The 20,010-nt window shown below is 70.1% G+C and carries 21 protein-coding genes; 12 read left to right on the top strand and 9 right to left on the bottom strand.

The genetic code is table 11. The features are described 5' to 3' along the window. Positions 1-75: 75 nt before the first annotated feature. The gene (locus tag IE307_RS22295) at positions 76-768 is read right to left on the bottom strand and encodes a DUF2848 domain-containing protein (RefSeq protein WP_191300589.1); all 693 of its coding nucleotides are present in this window, start codon (positions 766-768) and stop codon (positions 76-78) included. A gap of 172 nt (positions 769-940) precedes the next feature. Between IE307_RS22295 and IE307_RS22290 the strand changes: the two genes are divergently transcribed. Further along, on the top strand, positions 941-2,248 hold the full coding sequence (locus IE307_RS22290) for an MFS transporter (protein ID WP_229904962.1): 1,308 nt from the start codon (positions 941-943) through the stop codon (positions 2,246-2,248). On the opposite strand, the gene IE307_RS22285 is transcribed toward IE307_RS22290, so the two are convergent. Further along, entirely contained in the window at positions 2,209-2,844 is a 636-nt protein-coding gene (locus tag IE307_RS22285) for a GntR family transcriptional regulator (protein WP_191300584.1), read from the bottom strand. The two genes, IE307_RS22290 and IE307_RS22285, sit on opposite strands and share 40 nt — an antisense overlap. A 25-nt stretch (positions 2,845-2,869) precedes the next feature. On the opposite strand from IE307_RS22285, the gene IE307_RS22280 reads away from it, so the two are divergent. Both IE307_RS22280 and IE307_RS22275 read left to right on the top strand, forming a co-directional pair. Continuing rightward, on the top strand, positions 2,870-3,646 hold the full coding sequence (locus IE307_RS22280; protein ID WP_191300582.1) for a carbon-nitrogen hydrolase family protein: 777 nt from the start codon (positions 2,870-2,872) through the stop codon (positions 3,644-3,646). Continuing rightward, positions 3,646-3,987: a cupin domain-containing protein gene (locus IE307_RS22275; protein ID WP_229904961.1), complete on the top strand. Its 342-nt coding sequence runs from the start codon at positions 3,646-3,648 to the stop codon at positions 3,985-3,987. Before IE307_RS22280 ends, IE307_RS22275 begins: the two co-directional genes overlap by 1 nt. Before the next feature lie 24 nt (positions 3,988-4,011). On the opposite strand, the gene IE307_RS22270 is transcribed toward IE307_RS22275, so the two are convergent. The 3 genes from IE307_RS22270 to IE307_RS22260 all read right to left on the bottom strand — a co-directional run bounded on the left by IE307_RS22270 (position 4,012) and on the right by IE307_RS22260 (position 7,475). After that, positions 4,012-5,037 carry a hemolysin family protein gene (locus IE307_RS22270; RefSeq protein ID WP_191300578.1) on the bottom strand — a complete coding sequence of 342 codons (1,026 nt, stop codon included), beginning with the start codon at positions 5,035-5,037 and terminating at the stop codon, positions 4,012-4,014. Then, on the bottom strand, positions 5,034-6,344 hold the full coding sequence (locus IE307_RS22265) for a hemolysin family protein (protein WP_191300576.1): 1,311 nt from the start codon (positions 6,342-6,344) through the stop codon (positions 5,034-5,036). Before IE307_RS22265 ends, IE307_RS22270 begins: the two co-directional genes overlap by 4 nt. A gap of 114 nt (positions 6,345-6,458) precedes the next feature. Continuing rightward, positions 6,459-7,475 (bottom strand): LacI family DNA-binding transcriptional regulator, encoded by a 1,017-nt coding sequence (locus IE307_RS22260; protein WP_191300574.1) that lies wholly within the window; start codon positions 7,473-7,475, stop codon positions 6,459-6,461. A gap of 122 nt (positions 7,476-7,597) precedes the next feature. On the opposite strand from IE307_RS22260, the gene IE307_RS22255 reads away from it, so the two are divergent. From IE307_RS22255 to IE307_RS22245, 3 genes are read left to right on the top strand one after another with little or no spacing between them, the layout of a single operon-like run. Next, positions 7,598-8,740 (top strand): Gfo/Idh/MocA family protein, encoded by a 1,143-nt coding sequence (locus tag IE307_RS22255; protein WP_191300572.1) that lies wholly within the window; start codon positions 7,598-7,600, stop codon positions 8,738-8,740. Next, positions 8,733-9,761 (top strand): dihydrodipicolinate synthase family protein, encoded by a 1,029-nt coding sequence (locus tag IE307_RS22250; RefSeq protein ID WP_191300570.1) that lies wholly within the window; start codon positions 8,733-8,735, stop codon positions 9,759-9,761. The genes IE307_RS22255 and IE307_RS22250 overlap by 8 nt, the downstream gene beginning before the upstream one ends. After that, on the top strand, positions 9,743-10,549 hold the full coding sequence (locus tag IE307_RS22245; protein ID WP_191300567.1) for a sugar phosphate isomerase/epimerase family protein: 807 nt from the start codon (positions 9,743-9,745) through the stop codon (positions 10,547-10,549). The genes IE307_RS22250 and IE307_RS22245 overlap by 19 nt, the downstream gene beginning before the upstream one ends. A gap of 121 nt (positions 10,550-10,670) precedes the next feature. On the opposite strand, the gene IE307_RS22240 is transcribed toward IE307_RS22245, so the two are convergent. Further along, entirely contained in the window at positions 10,671-11,705 is a 1,035-nt protein-coding gene (locus tag IE307_RS22240; RefSeq protein WP_191300565.1) for a serine hydrolase, read from the bottom strand. A gap of 119 nt (positions 11,706-11,824) precedes the next feature. On the opposite strand from IE307_RS22240, the gene IE307_RS22235 reads away from it, so the two are divergent. After that, entirely contained in the window at positions 11,825-12,505 is a 681-nt protein-coding gene (locus IE307_RS22235) for an SDR family oxidoreductase (protein ID WP_373306026.1), read from the top strand. A 6-nt stretch (positions 12,506-12,511) separates the two neighbouring features. Here IE307_RS22235 and IE307_RS22230 read toward each other — a convergent pair whose 3' ends face one another. Genes IE307_RS22230 through IE307_RS22220 form a run of 3 tightly spaced genes read right to left on the bottom strand, consistent with a single transcriptional unit; the run spans position 12,512 to position 15,247 of the window. Next, positions 12,512-13,315 carry an alpha/beta fold hydrolase gene (locus IE307_RS22230; protein ID WP_191300563.1) on the bottom strand — a complete coding sequence of 268 codons (804 nt, stop codon included), beginning with the start codon at positions 13,313-13,315 and terminating at the stop codon, positions 12,512-12,514. 19 nt (positions 13,316-13,334) lie between these two features. Next, positions 13,335-13,766: a cupin domain-containing protein gene (locus IE307_RS22225; RefSeq protein WP_191300561.1), complete on the bottom strand. Its 432-nt coding sequence runs from the start codon at positions 13,764-13,766 to the stop codon at positions 13,335-13,337. After that, a complete protein-coding gene (locus IE307_RS22220) occupies positions 13,763-15,247 on the bottom strand; it encodes a GGDEF domain-containing protein (protein WP_229904960.1) in 1,485 nt (494 codons plus the stop codon). The genes IE307_RS22225 and IE307_RS22220 overlap by 4 nt, the downstream gene beginning before the upstream one ends. 136 nt (positions 15,248-15,383) lie before the next feature. Between IE307_RS22220 and ruvC the strand changes: the two genes are divergently transcribed. From ruvC to secD, 5 genes are all read left to right on the top strand, one after another. Beyond that, positions 15,384-15,953: a crossover junction endodeoxyribonuclease RuvC gene (gene ruvC / locus IE307_RS22215; protein WP_191300559.1), complete on the top strand. Its 570-nt coding sequence runs from the start codon at positions 15,384-15,386 to the stop codon at positions 15,951-15,953. Positions 15,954-16,059: 106 nt separating this feature from the next. Continuing rightward, positions 16,060-16,641 carry a Holliday junction branch migration protein RuvA gene (ruvA, locus tag IE307_RS22210; protein ID WP_191300557.1) on the top strand — a complete coding sequence of 194 codons (582 nt, stop codon included), beginning with the start codon at positions 16,060-16,062 and terminating at the stop codon, positions 16,639-16,641. After that, a complete protein-coding gene (gene ruvB, locus IE307_RS22205; RefSeq protein WP_191300556.1) occupies positions 16,638-17,651 on the top strand; it encodes a Holliday junction branch migration DNA helicase RuvB in 1,014 nt (337 codons plus the stop codon). Before ruvA ends, ruvB begins: the two co-directional genes overlap by 4 nt. Positions 17,652-17,723: 72 nt before the next feature. Beyond that, a complete protein-coding gene (yajC, locus tag IE307_RS22200; RefSeq protein ID WP_191300554.1) occupies positions 17,724-18,092 on the top strand; it encodes a preprotein translocase subunit YajC in 369 nt (122 codons plus the stop codon). Between the two features lie 129 nt (positions 18,093-18,221). Next, positions 18,222-20,009 (top strand): protein translocase subunit SecD, encoded by a 1,788-nt coding sequence (secD, locus tag IE307_RS22195; protein ID WP_191300552.1) that lies wholly within the window; start codon positions 18,222-18,224, stop codon positions 20,007-20,009. The last annotated feature ends 1 nt before the right edge of the window (position 20,010 follow it).

Here is a 20,010-nt window from a genome sequence, read left to right as displayed (position 1 = left end):
TGTGGTTGGTCCTCCACAGGGACGTCGAACGCGGCGGCCCCCGGATCGACACGGGTCCGGGAGACGCATACCGGCTCAGCCGATGGGGTCGGGCAGCCGCGTGACCTCGTAGTCGCAGTCGAGGACGTCACCGGTGGCCGGGTCGCGCAGCTCCACGCGCCACCGCGACGCGAACTGGTCCACGCCGTGGTGCATCGGGATCGTGCCGGACAGCAGCACCGTGCCGGGCGCGAGCAGGCCGAGCTCCTCGAGCCGGTCCACCCAGTACCGCGGGGTCAGCAGCTCGGCCAGGGTGCCGCGCTGGATCTCCACGCCGCCGGCCCACGCGGTGAGCTCGATCGAGTCGATCCGGTCCGCCACGTCCGCGAGGCGCCACGCCTTGCGGCCCAGCACGTCCGGCCCGGCGTTCTTGCTCCAGGCCACTCCGTGCACTTCCAGCGCGCGGTCCGTGTGGTCGCATGCGACCGTCAGCAGGACATCTGAATCAGTGACCACCAACGCCCACTCCGCCTCGCCCGACGTCTTGCCGTGCTGCGCGGGCACCGTCGACGTCTGCTGCGCGAGGTACGGCGAAACGGGGTAGAGGCTCGGCGTCACGGACGGCGCCGGCACACCCAGCTCGGCGAGTTCGCGCACGTGAGCGGCCACGTCCTCCTGGCTGCGACCCGCGTAGCCGCCGTTGAGCAAGGTCGTCACGGCGACCTCGGCGACGGAGCCGTCAGGCAGGTCGAAGGACAGCGTAGTGGCCTGTGTACGAACGGTAGACATGCGGTACTCCTTGCGCATACGAGTTGTATACAGGCAGTATTACGCCATGCCGCCTGATTCAGCAACGACAGCAACACCACAGCCGGGGACACCTCAGCCGGGGACACCACAGCCGGGGACACCACAGCCGGGGACACCACAGCCGGGGACACCACAGCCGGGGACACCGGACGTGCCCCGCAGCGCCCTCGTGCGCGCCTTCGTGGCCTCGCTCTCCGGTACCGCCCTGGAGTGGTACGACTTCGCGATCTACAACGTCGCCGCGGCCGTCGTGCTGGGCCCGTTGTTCTTCCCGAGCTCCGAACCGCTGACCGCGACGCTGCTCGCGTTCTCGACCTACGCCGTCGGCTACCTGTCACGGCCGCTGGGCGGGTTCCTGTTCGGCCGGCTCGGCGACAAGATCGGCCGCAAGCGCGTGCTCGTCACGACGTTGCTGATCACCGGTGTCGCGACGCTGCTCATCGGCCTGCTGCCGACGCACGCCGCGATCGGCCCGGCGGCCGGTGTGCTGCTCGTGCTGCTGCGGTTCGCGCAGGGCGTCGGCCTCGGCGGCGAGTGGGGCGGCGCCGTGCTGCTGTCGAGCGAGTACGGCGACCCGCGGCAACGCGGCTTCTGGGCGTCGGCCGCCCAGATCGGCCCGCCCGCCGGCAACCTGATGGCGAACGGCGTGCTCGCGGTCCTCGGCGTGGCGCTGTCGGACGCCGCGTTCATGTCGTGGGGCTGGCGCGTGGCGTTCCTGCTGTCCGCGGTGCTCGTCATCTTCGGGCTGTGGATCCGCGTGAAGCTGGAGGAGACCCCGGTCTTCAAGGCGATCCAGGCCCGCGGCGACCGCCCGTCCGCGCCGATCAGCGAGGTGTTCCGCACGCAGACCCGGCCGCTGGTCGCCGCCGTGCTGTGCCGCGTCGGCCCGGACGTGCTCTACGCGCTGCACACCGTGTTCGTGCTGACCTACCTCACGACCCAGCTGGGCCTGCCGCGCAACGTCGGCCTCGTCGCCGTGCTGATCGCCTCGGGCTTCCAGCTGTTCCTGATGCCGCTCGCCGGCTGGCTGTCCGACAAGGTCAACCGCCGCGGCCTCTACGCGGTGGCCGCGGTGCTCGGCGCGGTGTGGCCGTTCGTGCTGTTCCCGCTCATCGACACGAAGTCGTGGCCGCTGATCGTCGTCGGCGTCGTGGTGGGCCTGGGCTTCCACGCGTTCATGTACGGGCCGCAGGCCGCGTTCATCGCCGAGCAGTTCACCGAACGCCTGCGCTACACCGGGAGCTCGCTCGCCTACACGCTGGCCGGAGTGATCGGCGGCGCGATCGCCCCGTTGCTCTTCACCGCGCTGCTGGCCGGGTTCGGCACGTGGGTGGTCGTCGGCCTCTACGTCACCGTGGCGTGCGTGGTGACGCTCGTCGGCCTCTGGCTCGGCCGCGACCCGCAGCCGGAAGAAGAACTTCAGCCGTTGAGCAGCACCTTCAACGTGGTGTCCAGGTGAGCGGTGATCGCCGCGGTGGCCGCGCCGACGTCTCCGGACTCGAGCGCGGCCACGATCGCGTCGTGCTCGTCGATCACGGCCTGCTGCCTGCCGTGCGCCCGGTACAGCGCGACCACGCCCGCGCGCACCTGCCGTGCGCGCAACCCCTCGTACGTCTTCGTCAGCAGCTCGTTGCCCGTCGCCGCGACCAGCAACGCGTGGAACTGGCGGTCGACGTCGATGAACTGCCGCGCGTCCTCGACGAGGAACCGCTGCTGCTCGATGAGCTCCTGCATCTTCCGCAACGGCACGAGGCCCTCGGCCATCGTGCGCTCGGCGGCGTACCGCTCGACGACACCGCGCAGCTCCATCAGCTCGCTGATCTGCCGCGAGGACAAGGGCGCGACGTACGCGCCCTTCTTCGGCACGAGCTGCACGAGGTCTTCGGCCGCGAGCAGCAGCAGGGCCTCGCGGATCGGCGTGCGGGAGACGCCGATCTGGTTGGCGACGTCCTGCTCGCTGATGAACCGGCCCTGCATCTCGGGGTCGGCGAGAATGGTGTCCTTGAGGAACTCGTAAGCCTTTTCTCTGCCGGACAACGAGTCTGCAGCCTGCATACAACATGTATACCAGAGGAGGATCATGCGCTTCGCGCTTTGCCAGATCAGCTCCACCGCTGATCCGCAGGAGAACCTTGCCACCGTGCGCGCCCACGTGGCCAGTGCGGCAGAACGAGGTGCACGCGTCGTGCAGTTCCCGGAAGCCACTCAGTGCCGCTTCGGCGTGCCACTGGGCCCGGTCGCCGAACCCCTCGACGGCCCGTGGGCGACCGCGGTCCGCGAGATCGCCGACGAGCACGGCGTCGTCGTGGTCGCCGGCATGTTCACACCGGGGCAGGGGAGCAGGGTCGCCAACACCACGCTCGTCACGGGCGCGGGCCTGCACCTCGGCTACGACAAGATCCACCTGTTCGACGCGTTCGGCTTCCGCGAGTCCGACGGCGTCACCCCCGGCGGCAAGCCCGTGACCTTCGACGTCGACGGCACCACGATCGGCCTCGCCACCTGCTACGACGTCCGGTTCCCCGAACTCTTCCGCGCCCTCGCGACGACCGCGCCCGTCGTCCTGCTCGGCGCCTCCTGGGGAGCGGGCCCCGGCAAGGCCGACCAGTGGGACCTCCTGGTCCGCGCCCGAGCCCTGGACGCGACCTCGTGGGTCCTCGCCTGCGGCCAGGCCGACCCCGACCAGGACCACGGCTCCGCCCCCACGGGAATCGGCCGCAGCGCCGTGGTCGACCCGTTCGGCACCGTGCGCGACCGGCTCGAAGGCGCCCCCGGCACGATCCTGTCCGATGTGGACGCCAGCCTCGTCGACGAGGTGCGCGCGAAGCTGCCGGTGCTCGCGAACCGGAGGTTGTGATGCGCGAGGAGCACGAGTTCTTCCCGGTGGCCGCGCTCGACTGGCACCCGGCCGATCCGGGCGTCACCGAACGGGTCCTGAGCCGCGACCCGGACACCACGACCCTGACGAGGATCGCCCGCTGGGAACCGGGCCTGACCACGACGGGCGTGATCCGCCACGACTACCACGAGGAGGTCTACCTGCTGGAAGGCGACCTCACCGACCTCACCCTGGGCCGGACGTTCCGGGCCGGCGACTTCGCGAGCCGCCGCCCCGGAATGCCCCACGGTCCCTACCGGACGGACCACGGCTGCCTCATGCTCGAGATCCGCACCGCAAGTGACGATCCAGCGCCATGAATCCAGCGCCGTGATCCCAGCGCGCTAGACCCAGCGCACGTGGGTGCCGTCGCGCACGGTGCCCACGTACTCCTCCAGCAGGTCCTCCAACGCCACGACACCGATCACGGCACCGTCCGCGCCCACTGCCCGCGCGAGGTGCGACTGCGCCCGGCGCAACGCCGCCAGGGCCTCGTCCAGGTGGGCGTCCACGGGCACCTCGGGCAGCCCGCGCACACGATCGCGCGGCACCGAGGTGGCCACGCCCTCCAGGTCCAGCACGTCCTTGACATGCAGGTACCCGACCAGGCCGGCATCGGAGAGCACGGGGAAGCGGGAGAACCCGGTCGCGGCGACGGCGGCCTCGATGTCGCCGACGGTCGGGAACGCGGGCACCGTCGTGAGCTTCTCCAGCGGCACCAGGACGTCGGCCACCGTGCGCTCGGCCGACGACAACGTCTGCGCGAGCCGCCGGTGCTCCGAGTCCTCCAGCAGGCCTTCCGACCGCGACTGGCCGATCAGCAACGCCAGCTCGTCCGGCGTGTAGGCCGACTCCAGCTCGTCGACCGGCTCGACGTCGAACCGGCGCAGCACCCACCGGCCCACGGCGGTGAAGCCCGCCAGCACCGGCGCGATCATCCGCGAGAACCCGTAGTGCACCGGAACCAGCCACACGGCGGCCCGCTCGGGACCGGCGATCGCGAGGTTCTTCGGCACCATCTCGCCGAGGATCGTGTGCAGCGCGACAACGATGACCAACGCCACCGCGAACGCCACACCGTGCACCACGGCCACCGGCAGCCCCACGGCGCCGAGGGGCCCCTCCAGCGCGGAGGCCAGAGCGGGTTCGGCGATCGCACCCAGGCCCAGCGAGCACAGCGTGATGCCCAGTTGCGCGCCCGCGATCAGCAACGGCAGTTGCTGCGACGCCTTGATCGCGGTGCGGGCCCGTGAGGAACCCTTGTCCGCCAACGCCTCCAGCCGGTCCCGGCGCGCGGTGATCACCGCGAACTCGGCGCCGACGAAGAAGGCGTTGCCCGCCAGCAGCAGGACTATGACGAGGAAGTTCACGAGGACGACACCACCCGCAGCTCGGCCACGCGGTGCTTGTCCATCCTCATGACGGTCACCCTCCACCCGTCGACGCGGATCTCGTCGCCGACGTCCGGAATTCGCCCGAGCCGCGCCAGCACCAGGCCGGCCAGCGTCTCGTAGTCGCCCTCGGGCATCTGGAACCCGGTCGCGTCGGCCACCTCGTCGTCGCGCAGCAGCCCGGACACGATCCAGCTGTCCTTGCCCAGCGAGCGCACCGGCGCCGCCTCACCGCGGTCGTGCTCGTCGCGCACGTCGCCGACGATCTCCTCGACCACGTCCTCGAGCGTCACCATCCCGGCCGTGCCGCCGTACTCGTCCACGACGAGCGCGGTCTGCAGCCCGGACGCGCGCAGCCGGTCCAGCAGCGCGTCGCCCTCCAGGGTTTCCGGCACCGAGTACACGGGCCGCTCCACCGCCGACAGCGGCGTGGACGCGCGCAGAGCGGCAGGCACGGCGAACGCCTGCTTCACGTGCACGATGCCGCTGACCTCGTCCAACGACCCGTTGTGCACCGGGAATCGCGAGAAACCCGTCTCGCGCGCCTTCATCACGAGGTCCGCCACGGTCGCGTCCGCTCTGAGGGCCTCCACGCGCACACGCGGCGTCATCAGCTCGCCCGCCGTCCTGTCGCCGAAGCGCAGCGAGCGGTCCAGCAGCGCGGCGGTGCCCTCGTCCAGCGTGCCGTGCTCCGCCGAGGTGCGCACCAGCGCGCCCAGCTCCTCGGGCGACCGCGCGGACGCCAGCTCCTCGACCGGTTCGACGCCGAAGCGCCGGACCAGCCAGTTCGCCGAGTTGTTCATCGCGGTGATCAGCCAGCGGAAGACCGTCGAGAACCCCGCCTGGATGCCGACCACGCCCCGCGCGGTCTCCAGGGGCTTCGCGATCGCGAGGTTCTTGGGCACGAGCTCGCCGAACACCATGGACAACGCCGTGGCGATCGCCAGCGCGAGGGCCAGCGACAACCAGTCCGCCACGGGTTCGGACACGCCGACCGCGGTGAGACCGGGCTCGATCAGGTTCGCGATCGCGGGTTCCGCGATGTAACCGGTGATCAGCGTGGTCAGGGTGATGGCGAGCTGTGCGCCGGAGAGCTGGAACGAGAGAGTGCGATGCGCACGGTCGATGGTCCGCGCCTTCGCGTCACCGACTTCGGCGACGTGGCGTTCGACGGTGCTTCGTTCCAGCGCGGTCAGCGAGAACTCCGCCGCCACCGCTATGAAGGTGCCCGCGGTCAGCGCCACGACGGCGAGCAGACCGAGCAGGCTCAGAAGTGTTCCGGTCACCTGCGTGCCCCAGAGCAGCACGAACGGTCGACCGGGTTGGTATGCCAGTCAGGGCCAGACCCCATGGGGACGGCTCAACTCCTCATGACTAAGTACGTGAATAGCCAGACGAGTCTAATTGTGGGCAGTACTGGCCCGGAGCACCACCTCACCCGCCACCCGGACGGTGCGGGCCTCGTCACCTCCGGCGTCCAGCACGAGACCTGCGGCGATCTCGCCCATCTCCTCCAGCGGCAGCCGCACGGTCGACAGGGCGGGCACCGTGTCGCGCAACGTCGGGATGTCGTCGAACCCGGCGATCGACATGTCCTCGGGCACCCGCACACCGCGTTCGCGCAGAGCGGCCATCGCGCCCATCGCCATCACGTCGGTCACGGCGAACACGCAGGTCGCACGCGATTTCGAGCCCAGCAGCTCCATCGCGGCCGCATACCCGCCGTCGCGAGTGAAGGCGCCGTTCACGACCACGGGCGGCGCGATCCCGGCGTCGGCGAGCCCCGCCTTGAACCCGGCGAGCCGGTCGCGGGCCACCACGAGATCGGAGGGACCACCCAATACGGCGAACTTCTTGTGACCGAGCTCCGTCAGCGCACGGGCGAGCGCGCGCCCTCCGGCCCGGTTGCCGGGCACGACCGTGTCGGTGCCGAGCTTCGCCTGCGACACGCACGCGACACGCCCGCCCTGCTCGGTGAACGCGTCGATCTCCGCCGCGAGCCGTGACTGCGAGGCACGGTCCGTGGTGCGCGAACCGGCGAGCACCACCGCACGCGCCCGATGCGCGCGCAGGGTGGAGAGCAGCTCCGCCTCACGCTCGGGACGGCGCCCGGTCGTGCCGAGGACGACGACGAGCCCGGCCTCCTCGGCCACCCGCGTCACCCCCGCCGCGATGCACGAGAAGTACGGGTCGGTGATGTCGTGGACCACCAGGCCGACCAGCGAGCTCGAGTTGCGGGCCAGCGCCTGGGCCGAGGCGTTCGGCACGTAACCGAGCTCCTCGGCGGTGCGCAGGACGCGCTCGCTCAGGTCCTCGCTCACCTGCCGGGTGCTGCCGTTGAGCACGCGGGAAGCGGTCGCCAACGACACACCCGCCTGCTTCGCCACCTCGGCGAGCGTCACCTGTCGGGCGGACACGACCACCTCCGTCAACACGCATGTGAGCGCTGAGACTAGCTCGCGGGGAGGTTGACGTCCGCGAAGCACCGCGATTAGCGTGGCGGGAAAGCGCTTTCCAGCGCTGCTACCAGGGAGGTGTGATGGCGGTTCGGACCATCGGAGTGGCGGTCAACGGCGTCACCGGGCGGATGGGATATCGCCAGCACCTGGTCCGGTCCCTGCTGCCGTTGCGCGACGAGGGCGTGCGGTTGCAGGACGGGACCTTGCTGAAGGTGGAGCCGGTCCTCGTGGGCCGCAACGCGGACAAGCTCAAGGAGATCGCCGAGCGGCACGACCTCGCGCGGTGGACGACGGACCTCGACGGGGCGCTCGCCGACCCGTCCGTGGAGGTCTACTTCGACTCGCAGGTCACGTCGCGGCACGTCGAGTCGATCACCAAGGCGCTCGAGGCCGGCAAGCACGTCTACACCGAGAAGCCGGTGTCGGACACGGTCGAGGAGGCGTTGCAGCTCGCCCGCCTGGCCGACGCCAGGGGCGTGAAGCACGGTGTCGTCGCGGACAAGCTGTACCTGCCGGGCATCCGCAAGCTCAAGCGGCTGGTCGACGGCGGCTTCTTCGGCCGGATCCTCAGCGTGCGCGGCGAGTTCGGCTACTGGGTCTTCGAGGGCGACTGGCAGAGCGCGCAGCGCCCGAGCTGGAACTACCGGGCGGAGGACGGCGGCGGCATCGTCGCGGACATGTTCTGCCACTGGAGCTACCTGCTGCACGACCTGTTCGGCCGGGTCGAGGCGGTGACCGCGAAGGCCGTCACGCACATCCCGACCCGCTGGGACGAGCAGGACAACGCCTACACCGCGACCGCGGACGACGCCGCGTACGGGATCTTCGAGATCGAGAACGGCGTCATCGCCCAGATCAACTCGTCGTGGTGCGTGCGCGTGCGCCGCGACGAGCTCGTGGAGTTCCAAGTGGACGGCACCGAGGGGAGTGCGGTCGCGGGGCTGCGCGAGTGCTTCGTGCAGCCCCGCGCCGTCACGCCGAAGCCCGTCTGGAACCCGGACCTCCCGGTCACGCACCCGTTCCGCGACCAGTGGCAGCAGGTGCCGGACAACGAGGACTTCGACAACGGCTTCAAGGTGCAGTGGGCCGAGTTCCTGCGCCACGTCTACGACGGCGCGCCGTTCCCGCACGACTTCCGCGCGGGCGCACGGGGTGTGGCGCTGGCCGCCGCCGGTCTCCAGTCCTCTTCGGAGGGACGCCGCGTGGAGATCGCCGATGTCTAGCGGTGGTGAACGGATCGTGTTCGCCGCGGCACACGTCGTGGCGCAGGACGAGAGCACAGTGGACTGGGACGCGACTCTCGCGTTCCGGCACCACCTGTGGTCGCACGGCCTCGGTGTCGCGGAGGCCATGGACACCGCGCAACGCGGCATGGGCCTGGACTGGCCGACGGCCGCCGAGCTCGTCCGCCGCAGCGCCGCCGAGAAGGCGGGGCGGATCTGCGCGGGCGTCGCGACCGATCAGCTGACCGGGGAGGCGGACCTCGGCGCCGTGCTGGACGCCTACCTGGAGCAGCTCGACGTCGTCCAAGAGGCCGGCGCGCAGCCCGTGCTGATGTGCTCGCGCCAGCTGGCCTCGGCGGCGCGTGGCCCCGAGGACTACGAGAAGGTCTACGGCACGTTGCTCGACCGCGTCAGCGAACCGGTGGTGCTGCACTGGCTCGGCACCGCGTTCGACCCGAAGCTCGAGGGGTACTGGGGCGCCGCCGACGTCGCGCGGGCCACCCGGAACTTCCTGGAGATCATCCGCTCGCGGCCGGACAAGGTCGACGGCGTGAAGGTCTCGCTGCTCGACGCGGACCACGAGATCGGGCTGCGCCGCGCGTTGCCGGAGGGTGTTCGCTGCTACACCGGCGACGACTTCAACTACCCGGACCTGATCGCGGGCGACTCGCAGGGCCACAGCCACGCGCTGCTCGGCATCTTCGACCCGATCGCGCCGGTGGCCGCCCGTGCGCTGGCGAAGCTCGCGGAAGGCGACACCGACGAGTTCCACCGGATCCTGGCGCCGACGGTTCCGTTGTCCCGCCATCTGTTCAGCGCTCCGACCTACTACTACAAGACGGGTGTCGTGTTCCTGGCGTGGCTCGCCGGGCACCAGGAACGGTTCCAGCTCCTCGGTGGCCTGGAATCCGCGCGCGGCGTCGAACACCTGGCGGAGGCGAAACGCCTCGCGGAGATCGCCGGCGTGATCGAGCCGGAGTTCGCGGAACGGCGGTGGCGGCAATGGCTCGCCTCTCGCTGAACCAGGCCACGATCAAACGCGCGACGGTCGCCGAGGCCGTCGAAGGCTGTGCGCGGCACGGCGTCGAGTCCATCGGGCTGTGGCGCGAACCGGTCGCGGACCACGGCCTGGAACGCACCGCCAAGATCGTCCGGGACGCCGGGCTGCGGGTGTCGTCGTTGTGCCGCGGAGGGTTCCTCACCGCCGTCGACAACCGCGGCGCCCTGGACGACAACCGCCGCGCGATCGACGAGGCGGCGGCGTTGCGCACCGACACGCTGGTGATGGTCGTCGGGGGAGTGCAGGCCGACAAGGACCTCGTCGGCGCACGCCGGCGCGTCGCCGACGCCATCGCGGAACTGTCGGAGTACGCGGCGCAGGCGGGCGTGGTGCTGGCGCTCGAGCCGATGCACCCGGTGTTCTGCGCGGACCGCGGTGTCCTGTCGACGTTGTCCCAGGCGCTCGACCTCGCCGAACGGCACGAGTCGGTCGGTGTCGTCGTCGACGCGCTGCACGTGTGGTGGGACCCCGACCTGGACGCGCAGATCGTGCGCGCGGGGCCGCACATCGCGTCGTACCAGGTGTGCGACTGGCTCACGCCCGTGCCCGCCGACGTGTTGCTGGGCCGCGGTTATCCCGGCGACGGCGACATCGACCTGGACCGGCTGACCAGGCACGTCGCGGCGACCGGGTACGCGGGCGACGTCGAGGTCGAGATCTTCAACGCGGCCATCTGGGCGGCGGACTTCGACGAGGTGATCGAACAGGTGGCGCGCAGGTACCACGACATCGTGGAACCGGCGCTGTAGGTGCTGCGGGGACAACGCGGGAAGCCGGTCGTCGACGGCGGCGACGACCGACCCCGGCGTCGGTGCCTGTATATCCGAAACCCGTGCGGGATGGTCCGGAATTCAGAGAAATCTCAGGAACTCAGCCGCCGTTGAAGAACCGGTAGACCTTCGCGCGGTGCCTCGGACGCGTCGTCGTGATCTTGATGACGGCGTCGAACATCGACCGTCCGAGCTCCGCGCGGGCCGCGACGGCCGGGTGCGTGGTGCTGAAGTCCTCCGCGTTGACGGCCGCGTCCCCGGCGAACTCGCCGGACGCGAACATCGAGTAGATCAGGATCGCCCGGTCGTCCGCGCTGAACATGATCCCGGCCTCGTTGCGGCCGTCCTCGAACCACCCGGCCTTCGTGGCGACGCGCAGCCGCTCGTTCGTCGTGAGGTTGAGCCGCACGCCGTCGGTGAAGCTCGCCGTCGCGCGCAGGATGTTCAGCAGGTACGCCGTGGACGCGGCGGACAGCAGCTGCCCGTCGACCAGCTTCTGCAGCAACGTGTGCGTCTCGCGCGCCGTCGTGGTGCCGAGGAAGAACCGGTTCGGATTCGCGACCGGGACGACCTGGGTGTGCACGAAACCCTTGGAGCGCAGGATCTCGTTGAGCTCCAGCGCCGGCACGACCAGGCCGCACAGGCGGACCGCGGTGTTGTCCGAGACGGTCAGCAGGTTCGCCAGCGCGTGGCCGACGGTGACCTCGCTCGGGTACGCGCCGTCGAGCGCGAAGATGCCGTCGGTGTCCTGGATGACGATCGCGGACGACACCGTGACCGTCTGGTCGAGCCTGATCAGCCCGCGGTCCACCTTGTCCAGCACGGCGACGGCGACCGCCACCTTGTTGACGCTGTAGGCCTCGACGACCACGTCCGCGTTCTCGTCCACGGCGGACTTCGTGGCCCCGTCGAGGTCGGCGACCGTGATCAGCGACGACCAGCTGCCTCTGGCCTTGCGGACCTGCCGCCGGTAGACCTGTGCCACGCGCTTGCGCGACCGGTCGGCCGTCGCCGGGGAGCGTTCGATCTCCACCTCCGCGTCTTCCTGTGCTTGTGCTGCACCGTTGGAGCCGAGCACGGCCGTCGCGGCCGCGACGGTTCCCAGCCCGAACACGGACCTGCGGTTCAATGTCATGCGCGGTATCCAAACAGGCGGCACTGACGTTTCCCTGACTCGGGTCGACATCGCGATGCACCCGTCCGTGCGCGAATTCCTCCGGCACCGCGCCGACCGGCGCCACTAGGGTTCCGATCATGGAAAACGTCTTCGTGGTGACCGGCGCTTCCCGCGGTATCGGGGCGGCGACGGCCTCCCTGGCAGCTCAGGCGGGGTACCGGGTGGTCAGGGCCTCGCGCTCGGCGGAAGAATCTGTCGGTGATCGCGGCTGGGACGCCCGATGCGACGTTTCTTCCTGGGATTCCGTGCAAGATCTCATGTCCCGAGTGGAATCGCGTTGGGGACGAATCGATGTCGTGTTCGCGAACGCGGGCGTTTCGGTGGACACGTCGTTCGTCTCATCGGCGGGCGCCGAACCTTCCGAATGGACGGACATGGTCGTCACCAACGTGTGCGGCCCGGCCTTCACCGCCCGCGCCGCCATGCCCGCACTGATGCGCTCCGGCGGCCACCTGGTGCTGACGGGCTCCGCCGCCGGCCGCGGCGTGCGACCGGGCAACCTGTACTCGGCGACGAAGTGGGCGATCACCGGCCTGGCACAGGCGATCCGCGCGGAGGCGGTGGACACCGGTGTCAGGGTGACGGTGGTCCAACCGGGCCTGGTCGACACCGACGCCATCCCGCCGTCGCGTGTGGACGACCCGAAGCTGCGGCCGGACGACGTGGGCAGGGCGGTGCTCTACGCCGTGTCCCAACCGTCCACTGTGGACGTCAACGAGATCCTGCTGCGCCCCACTGGCCAGGCCGCGCACCGCTGACGGCGGTCATGTCCCGCCCAGGAACTCCACCAGCAGCCGGTTGACCTCGTCCGGCCGCTCCAGGTACCCGACGTGCCCCGCGTCCGAGACCTCCGCGTACCGGGCGCCGGGGATCGCGTCCGCGACCTCGCGCGACAACCGCGGCGGCAGCACGAGGTCGTCGGCGAACCCGATGACCAGCGACCGCACCGCGATGGCGCGGTAGGCCGCCAGGCGGGTGTCGTACTCGCCCAGCGCGAGCTGGATGCGTTCGCCCGCGCTGAGCGCGTTGCCGGCGAACTCGTACATCTGCAGCCAGTCGCGGGCGACCACCGGGTCGGCCAGCGTCGTCTGCGACAGGTTCCTGAGCACCGACGCGACCGAGTAGAACGCCAGCGGGATCTCGACGCCCTTGTCGTGCAGGTCGCACAGCGCCTGCGTCCACGCCTGCTGCACCGGCTCGGGGCGGCCGGAGGTCGCCATCATCACCGCCGAGCGCACCAGGGAGGGCTGGGTCAGCGCCAGCTCCTGGACGATGCGCCCGCCCAGCGACGTGCCGATCACGTGCGCGGGGCCGCCCAGGTGCCTGATCAGCGCGGCGGTGTCGGCGACCATGTCGTCGATGGTGAAACCGCCCGCGCACTCCGACGACGGCCTGATGCCGCGGTTGTCGAAGTACGCCACCCGGTAACCGGCCTTGACCAGCGCGGGCACCTGGTAGGTGCGCCAGACCCGGCCGGGACTGCCGGTGCCCATCACGAGCACGACGAGGTCGCCGGAACCCTCGGTCTGGACGTTCAGGTCGATGCCGTTGAGCTGGACGAGCGCCATTCCCAAGATCCTAGTGACGCTAGAACCGGCACAGAGGCCGAATGAGCGCAGCGTGTGCGGGATAACGCGCGCACAGGTCCTCGGCGTGCCCGAACTCCACGACGTCGTCGGTGTACGGAGGCACCACCACCGTGCCGACCAACGACCAGTCGCCGGCCGGAGTGCTGCCCTGCCACACACCCGCGGGCACCACGACCTGCGGGTTCGACGCGCTGAGGACCGGCGAGGTCACCGCGCCGTCCGGGTGCAGCAGCAGCATCCGCAACGGCGACCCGGCGTGGAAGTGGTAGATCTCCAGGTGCTCCAGCACGTGCATGCCGGAGAAGTCGGGGCTGCGCAACAGGTACGCGATCGCGGACGCCTCGTCGGAGCGGTGCGTCTGCGCGAAGTACCCGCCCTCGACGGGGAGCTCCTGCATGCCCAGCGACGAAATCAACTGCTCAGGGGTCACGTCATCTCCGGTAGCGGTGAACCGTGCACGACGACGGTGCCCTTGCCGAGCCGCTTCGCCGTGTACATCGCGGCGTCCGCGGCCCCCAGCACGTCGTCGGCGGTGATCGAGGGGTCGTACGAGAACCTTTGCGCCACACCGATGCTGGCGTGCACCCGGTGCACCCGGCCGAGCACCTCGTGCGGATGTCCGAGCGCGGTCAGCAGCCGTGCCCCGATCTCGTCCGCGTCGCCGCCGTCGACCAGCACGCCGAACTCGTCGCCGCCCAGCCGCGCCACGGTGTCCTCCGGCCGGACGTTGTTCTCCAGCCGTGCGGCGACGTTGCGCAGAACGGCGTCACCTTCGGCGTGACCGTTGTTGTCGTTGACGGCCTTGAAACCGTCCACGTCGATGAACAGCAGGATCAACGGCGTCGAGCGGTCGCGAACCGCGAGAGCGCGCTCCAGCCGTTCGCGGAACAGCGAGCGGTTCGCGACGCCGGTCAACGGGTCGTGCGTCGCCTCGTGCCGTAGCTGTTCGCGAGAGATGCGGAGCTGGTCCAGCAGCCGCACGTTGTCCATCATCGTGAGCAGCTGACGCACGATCACGAGGCACACGACCAGGATCCCGACGTAGATCTCGACCGGGTTCAGCCGGCCGCCCGTCGCGGTGTTCCAGCTGATGAACAGACCGGTGACCGCGAGCGGCAGGTACGGCACCGACAGGTGCAGGAGATCGGCCGTGCGCATGCGTCCGGGCGTGGGGTCGAGGTTGTGCATCGGGGCGAGCGCGCTCAGCAGGAAGAACGCCGGGCACAGCATGAAACCGATGTCCGTGGTCGCCGGGATCGCCGTGTTGCCCTGGGCGATGTGGAACGCGAACACCCAGCCCGACGACGACTGCGCGATGCCCGCCAGCGCGATGAAGAGCATCGGCCACTGACGCACGGCCTGATGCGTCCACGACATCACCACGATCGTCACGAGCAGCACGAGGTACGCGGCGGGATGGGCGATGACGGTGGCGAACCCCGGCCCCTCGGTGGCCCACGCGCGGGTCAGCGACTCGAGCGCCGACACCCACGTCAGCACGAACAGCGACCCGATCACGATCAGCCCGTCGAGGACGACCACGGTGCGGCTGCGGTAGTTCGGCAGCAGGTCGCCGGCACGGCGCTTCTGCGCCTTCACCACGACCGCGGCCAGGCACAGCACCGGCACCATCGTGAACCCGAGCGGCGCGATCGTGGACGTCGGCAGCTGCACGCCCATGATCTGCTGGCCCCAGATCCACGCCGACAACCCGACGGTCAGGCTGATCATCGCCGCTGTCATCCACCTGTCACGCCTGCGCGCGTAGGCGACCAACGCCGCGATGGCGAAGACGAGCTGCACGACCTTGTCGATTGCGATACCGATATCGCGGGGCGTGGCCAGAGCGGTGAGGATGGCGATCGCCATGAAGGTGCCGACGCACCCGGCGACGACCCAGAACCTCTTCACCGTTACTCCTGTGATCGAAACCCGACCACCGTAGTGACGGCGGCGCGGACTTGTCGAACCGTGTCGGTGCGAGTCGCCCATGGGCGCACCGGATATGGTTCGAACTGTTGTTCGTTCAGCGATCCGGGGAGCTGTTGTGCGGGTGTTCGGGGTCGACCCCGGTCTGACCAGGTGCGGCTTCGGCGTGGTCGACGGCGGGCCTGGCCGGGTCGTGCGCATGGTCGCCGTCGACGTCCTGCGCACGCCCGTGGACACTCCTCTGTCCGTGCGCCTGCACGAGCTGTACGACGGCCTCTGCGTGTGGCTGGACCGTTACGAACCACAGGTCGTGGCGATCGAACGCGTCTTCGCGCAGCACAACGTCCGCACCGCGATGGGGGTCGCGCAGGCGTCGGGCGTCGTCGCCCTGGCCGCCGCGCAGCGGAACCTGCCCGTCGAGTTCCACACGCCGTCCGAGGTCAAGGCCGCCGTCACCGGGTCGGGCCGCGCGGACAAGGCGCAGGTGACCGCCATGGTGACCAAGCTGCTCGGCCTGAAGGTCGCGCCGAAACCGGCCGACGCGGCGGACGCGCTGGCGATCGCGATCTGCCACCACTGGCGCGCGCCGATGCGGTCGCGCCTGGAGGAGGCGCAGGCCCGCGCGGCCGAGCTGGCCCGCGTGCACAAGGCGAAGCTGGCCGAGGCGGCGCGACGGAGCGGGTCATGACGGCTTCAGTGCGCGCCGAAACTGTCGGTGCCGGCTGGAAGAATGAAATCAAGGGGTCCCCTTCGCGAGGGGACGCCTGCGCGAGCGTGAAGTCCGGAGGAACCAGGTGATCTCGTCACTGCGCGGCCAGGTGCAGCACGTCGGCCTCGACCACGCCGTCGTCGAGGTGGGCGGTGTCGGGTTCGCCGTCCAGGCCACCCCGACCACCCTCGCGAGCCTGCGCCGCGGCGAGGAGACGACGCTCGCCACCACCCTGATCGTCCGCGAGGACAGCCTCACCCTGTTCGGCTTCGCCGACGCCGAGGCCCGCGAGCTGTTCGGCCTGCTGCAGACCGTGAGCGGCATCGGCCCGCGCATCGCGCTGGCCACCCTCGCCGTCCTCGAACCGGACAAGCTCCGCCACGCCCTCGCCGAGGGCAACATCACCGTGCTCACCCAGGTCCCGGGCATCGGCAAGAAGGGCGCGGAACGCCTCATCATCGAGCTGCGCGACAAGGTCGGTCAGCTCCCCACGCCCACGACGCCCGCGCACAGCCAGACGCGTGACCACGTCGTGGAGGCGCTCCTCGGCCTCGGCTTCCCGGCCAAGTCCGCCGAGGCCTCCGTCGACAAGGTCCTCTCCGACAACCCCGACCAGTCCACCTCCGCCGTCCTGCGCCGGGCGCTCGCGACCCTGGGGCGCAAGTGACCGAGGACGAGCTCAGCCCGTACGGCGTGCCCGCCGAGCGCGACGTCGAGACCAGCCTGCGCCCGGCCGACCTGCACGAGTTCGTCGGCCAGCAGCGCGTCCGCGAACAGCTCGAACTGGTCCTGCACGGCGCCATGCGCCGAGGAGCCGCCCCGGACCACGTGCTGCTCAGCGGCCCTCCCGGCCTGGGCAAGACCTCGCTCGCCATGATCATCGCCAAGGAGCTCGGCGCGGCCATCCGCATCACCAGCGGCCCGGCGCTCGAACGCGCGGGCGACCTGGCGTCGATGCTGTCCAACCTCGTCGAGGGCGACGTCCTGTTCATCGACGAGATCCACCGCATGGCCCGGCCGGCGGAGGAGATGCTCTACCTCGCGATGGAGGACTTCCGGGTCGACGTGATGGTCGGCAAGGGCCCCGGTGCCACCAGCATCCCGCTCGACATCGCACCGTTCACGCTGGTCGGGGCCACGACGAGGTCCGGCTCCCTGACCGGCCCGCTGCGCGACCGCTTCGGCTTCACCGGCCACATGGAGTTCTACAGCGCCGATGAGCTCGACCTCATCGTCAAGCGCAGCGCCAAGATCCTCGGCGTCGACGTCGCCGAGGACGCCGCGATCGAGATCGCCGGCCGCAGCCGCGGCACGCCCCGCATCGCGAACCGCCTGCTGCGCCGCGTCCGCGACTTCGCGGAGGTCAGGGCCGACGGCAGGGTGACGGAGGACATCGCGAAGCAGGCCCTGGTCGTCTACGACGTCGACCACCTCGGCCTCGACCGGCTCGACCGCGCGGTGCTGACGGCCCTGGTCAAGAGCTTCGGCGGCGGCCCGGTCGGCGTCTCCACCCTCGCGGTCGCGGTCGGTGAGGAACCGACCACGGTGGAAGAGGTGTGCGAGCCGTATTTGGTGCGGGCTGGCATGCTGGCCAGGACGCCCCGCGGCCGAGTGGCGACGCCCGCCGCGTGGCACCACCTGGGACTGGAACCGCCCGCCGGTGATCAACTGTGGTGACCTGGCACAATCGGTGAAAGCACCTGGACATTTCGGGCGTGCGTCGAGGCATGTCCACTTGATCGGAGAATGATGGACCTAGGCAGTTTGCTTTTCCCGTTGCTCCTGGTTCTGCTCGCGGTGCCGCTGTTCCTCAGCGCGCGCAAGCAGAAGCGCGCGATGGCCGAGCAGCAGTCGTTGCAGAACTCGCTCGCGCCCGGCGACAAGGTGATGACGACGTCCGGCCTGTACGGCACCGTCGCCGACGCCAGCCACGACACCACCATCGACATCGAGATCTCCGAAGGTGTCGTCACCCGCTGGCTGCGCGCCGCGATCCGCGAGAAGGTCGCGGACACCGACGAGGCCGTCGTCGCGGAGGACAAGGTGGACGAGGTCGACGAGGAGCCGACGACCGTCGCACAGGTCGCGGAGCCCCTGGACCACAACGCCAAGAAGTAACGAAGAAGCCCGTGACACCTGGAGTTGGCAACTGTGAACACCGCCAACTCCAGGTAGTGACGCGCAGCTCACCTGGCGCGCGTTACGCTGCGCGCTCGTAAACCATCGCTACTAGGAGACGGACGGATCGTGGCACCTCCGGCCGGGCAAATTCGCCCTGCGAAGTATTTGGCGAGTTTTGTCCTCATCGTGGTCGCGCTCTACGCCCTGGTCTTCTTGACCGGGAACGGTTCGGCCAAACCCAAGCTCGGAATCGACCTGCAGGGTGGCACGCTCGTCACGCTGACCGCGCGTCAGGAAGACGGAGCCCAACCCAGCGAGGAAGCGCTCAACCGCGCCCGCGACCTCATCGAGGTCCGCGTGAACGGTCTCGGCGTTTCCGGTGCCGAGGTCGTCCGGGACGGCAACAACCTGGTGATCACGGTCCCGGGTGCGGACAGCGAAGGCGCGAAGGGCCTCGGCCAGACCGCTCGCCTCGCGTTCCGCAAGGTGATCGGCCAGCCGGTCCCCGCCGGCGCCGTGCCGAACCCGACGCAGTCGAGCACGCCGCCGTCCGGCGACGCGAGCACGCCGCCGTCGACGCCGCCGAGCCAGAGCGTCGGCAGCCCGCCGCCCTCGAGCGGTGCCCCGCAGGGCCGCCCCGCGCCGAACCTGGCCGCGCAGCCCTCCAGCACGCCGCCGTCGAGCAGCACCGCGCCGTCCAGCACCGCGCCCAGCACGCCGCCCGCCCCCTCCAACGTCGACCCGAAGGTCGCGAAGGAGATCCAGGAGGCGAAGGCGCTGCGCCAGTCCACGGACCCGCAGGTCCTGCAGCAGGCCGCGCTCATGCTCGACTGCGCGAAGGCCGACCCGTTGCGCGGCAACGACGACCTCGACAAGCCGCTCGTCACCTGTGACGAGAAGGGCGAGTTCAAGTACACGCTGGCCCCGGTCAACCCTCCCAAGGAGGACACCGAGACCAAGGCGGACGACTACACGAACTACTCCCGCCTGACCGGTGAGGACATCAGCAACGCCGCCGCGAACGCCAACCCGAACGGCACCGGCTACGTCGTCAACCTGGACTTCAAGTCCGACGGCGGCACCAAGTGGGGCTCGTTCACCGCGGCCAACGTCCAGCAGGCCGTCGCGGTCGTGCTCGACGGCGAGGTCATGTCCGCGCCGACCATCCAGGCGGCCATCTCGGGTGGTTCCACCGAGATCAGCGGCAAGTTCACGCTGAAGGAAGCCACGAACCTCGCGAACACGCTGAAGTACGGCGCGCTGCCGCTGTCCTTCGACTCGTCCGAGGCGCAGACGATCTCCCCGACGCTCGGCCTGCAGTCGCTCAAGGCGGGTCTGATCGCCGGCGGCATCGGCCTGGCCCTGGTCTTCGTCTACTGCATGTTCTACTACCGCCTGCTCGGCATCCTGACGATCCTGTCGCTGGTGCTGTCCGCCGTGATCATCTACGCGTTCCTGGTGCTGCTGGGCCGCGTCATCGGCTTCACGCTCGACCTGGCCGGCATCGCGGGATTCATCGTCGCCATCGGTATCACCGCGGACTCGTTCATCGTCTTCTTCGAACGACTGAAAGACGAGGTGCGTGAAGGCCGTTCGTTCCGTTCGGCCGTGCCACGCGCATGGGTCCGTTCGCGCCGCACGATCCTCTCCGCCGACGCGGTCAGCTTCATCGCCGCCGCCGTGCTGTACGTGATCGCGGTCGGCCAGGTGAAGGGCTTCGCGTTCACCCTGGGCATGTCGACGGTCCTCGACCTCGTGGTCGTGTTCCTCGTGACGCACCCGCTGGTCGCGCTGGCGTCGAAGTCCAAGTTCCTGTCCAACTCGAACCTGTCCGGCCTGGGCGGTGCCGCCCGCGAGGGCGCCGCGCACCGCGCCACCACGACCGGTAAGACGACCGCCGTGAAGGAGGCCTGAC

Origin of the sequence: Lentzea cavernae, assembly GCF_014653695.1 — a bacterium.
Classification (GTDB): Bacteria; Actinomycetota; Actinomycetes; order Mycobacteriales; family Pseudonocardiaceae; genus Lentzea; species Lentzea cavernae.
This window is presented reverse-complemented; position numbering and strand designations above follow the sequence as displayed.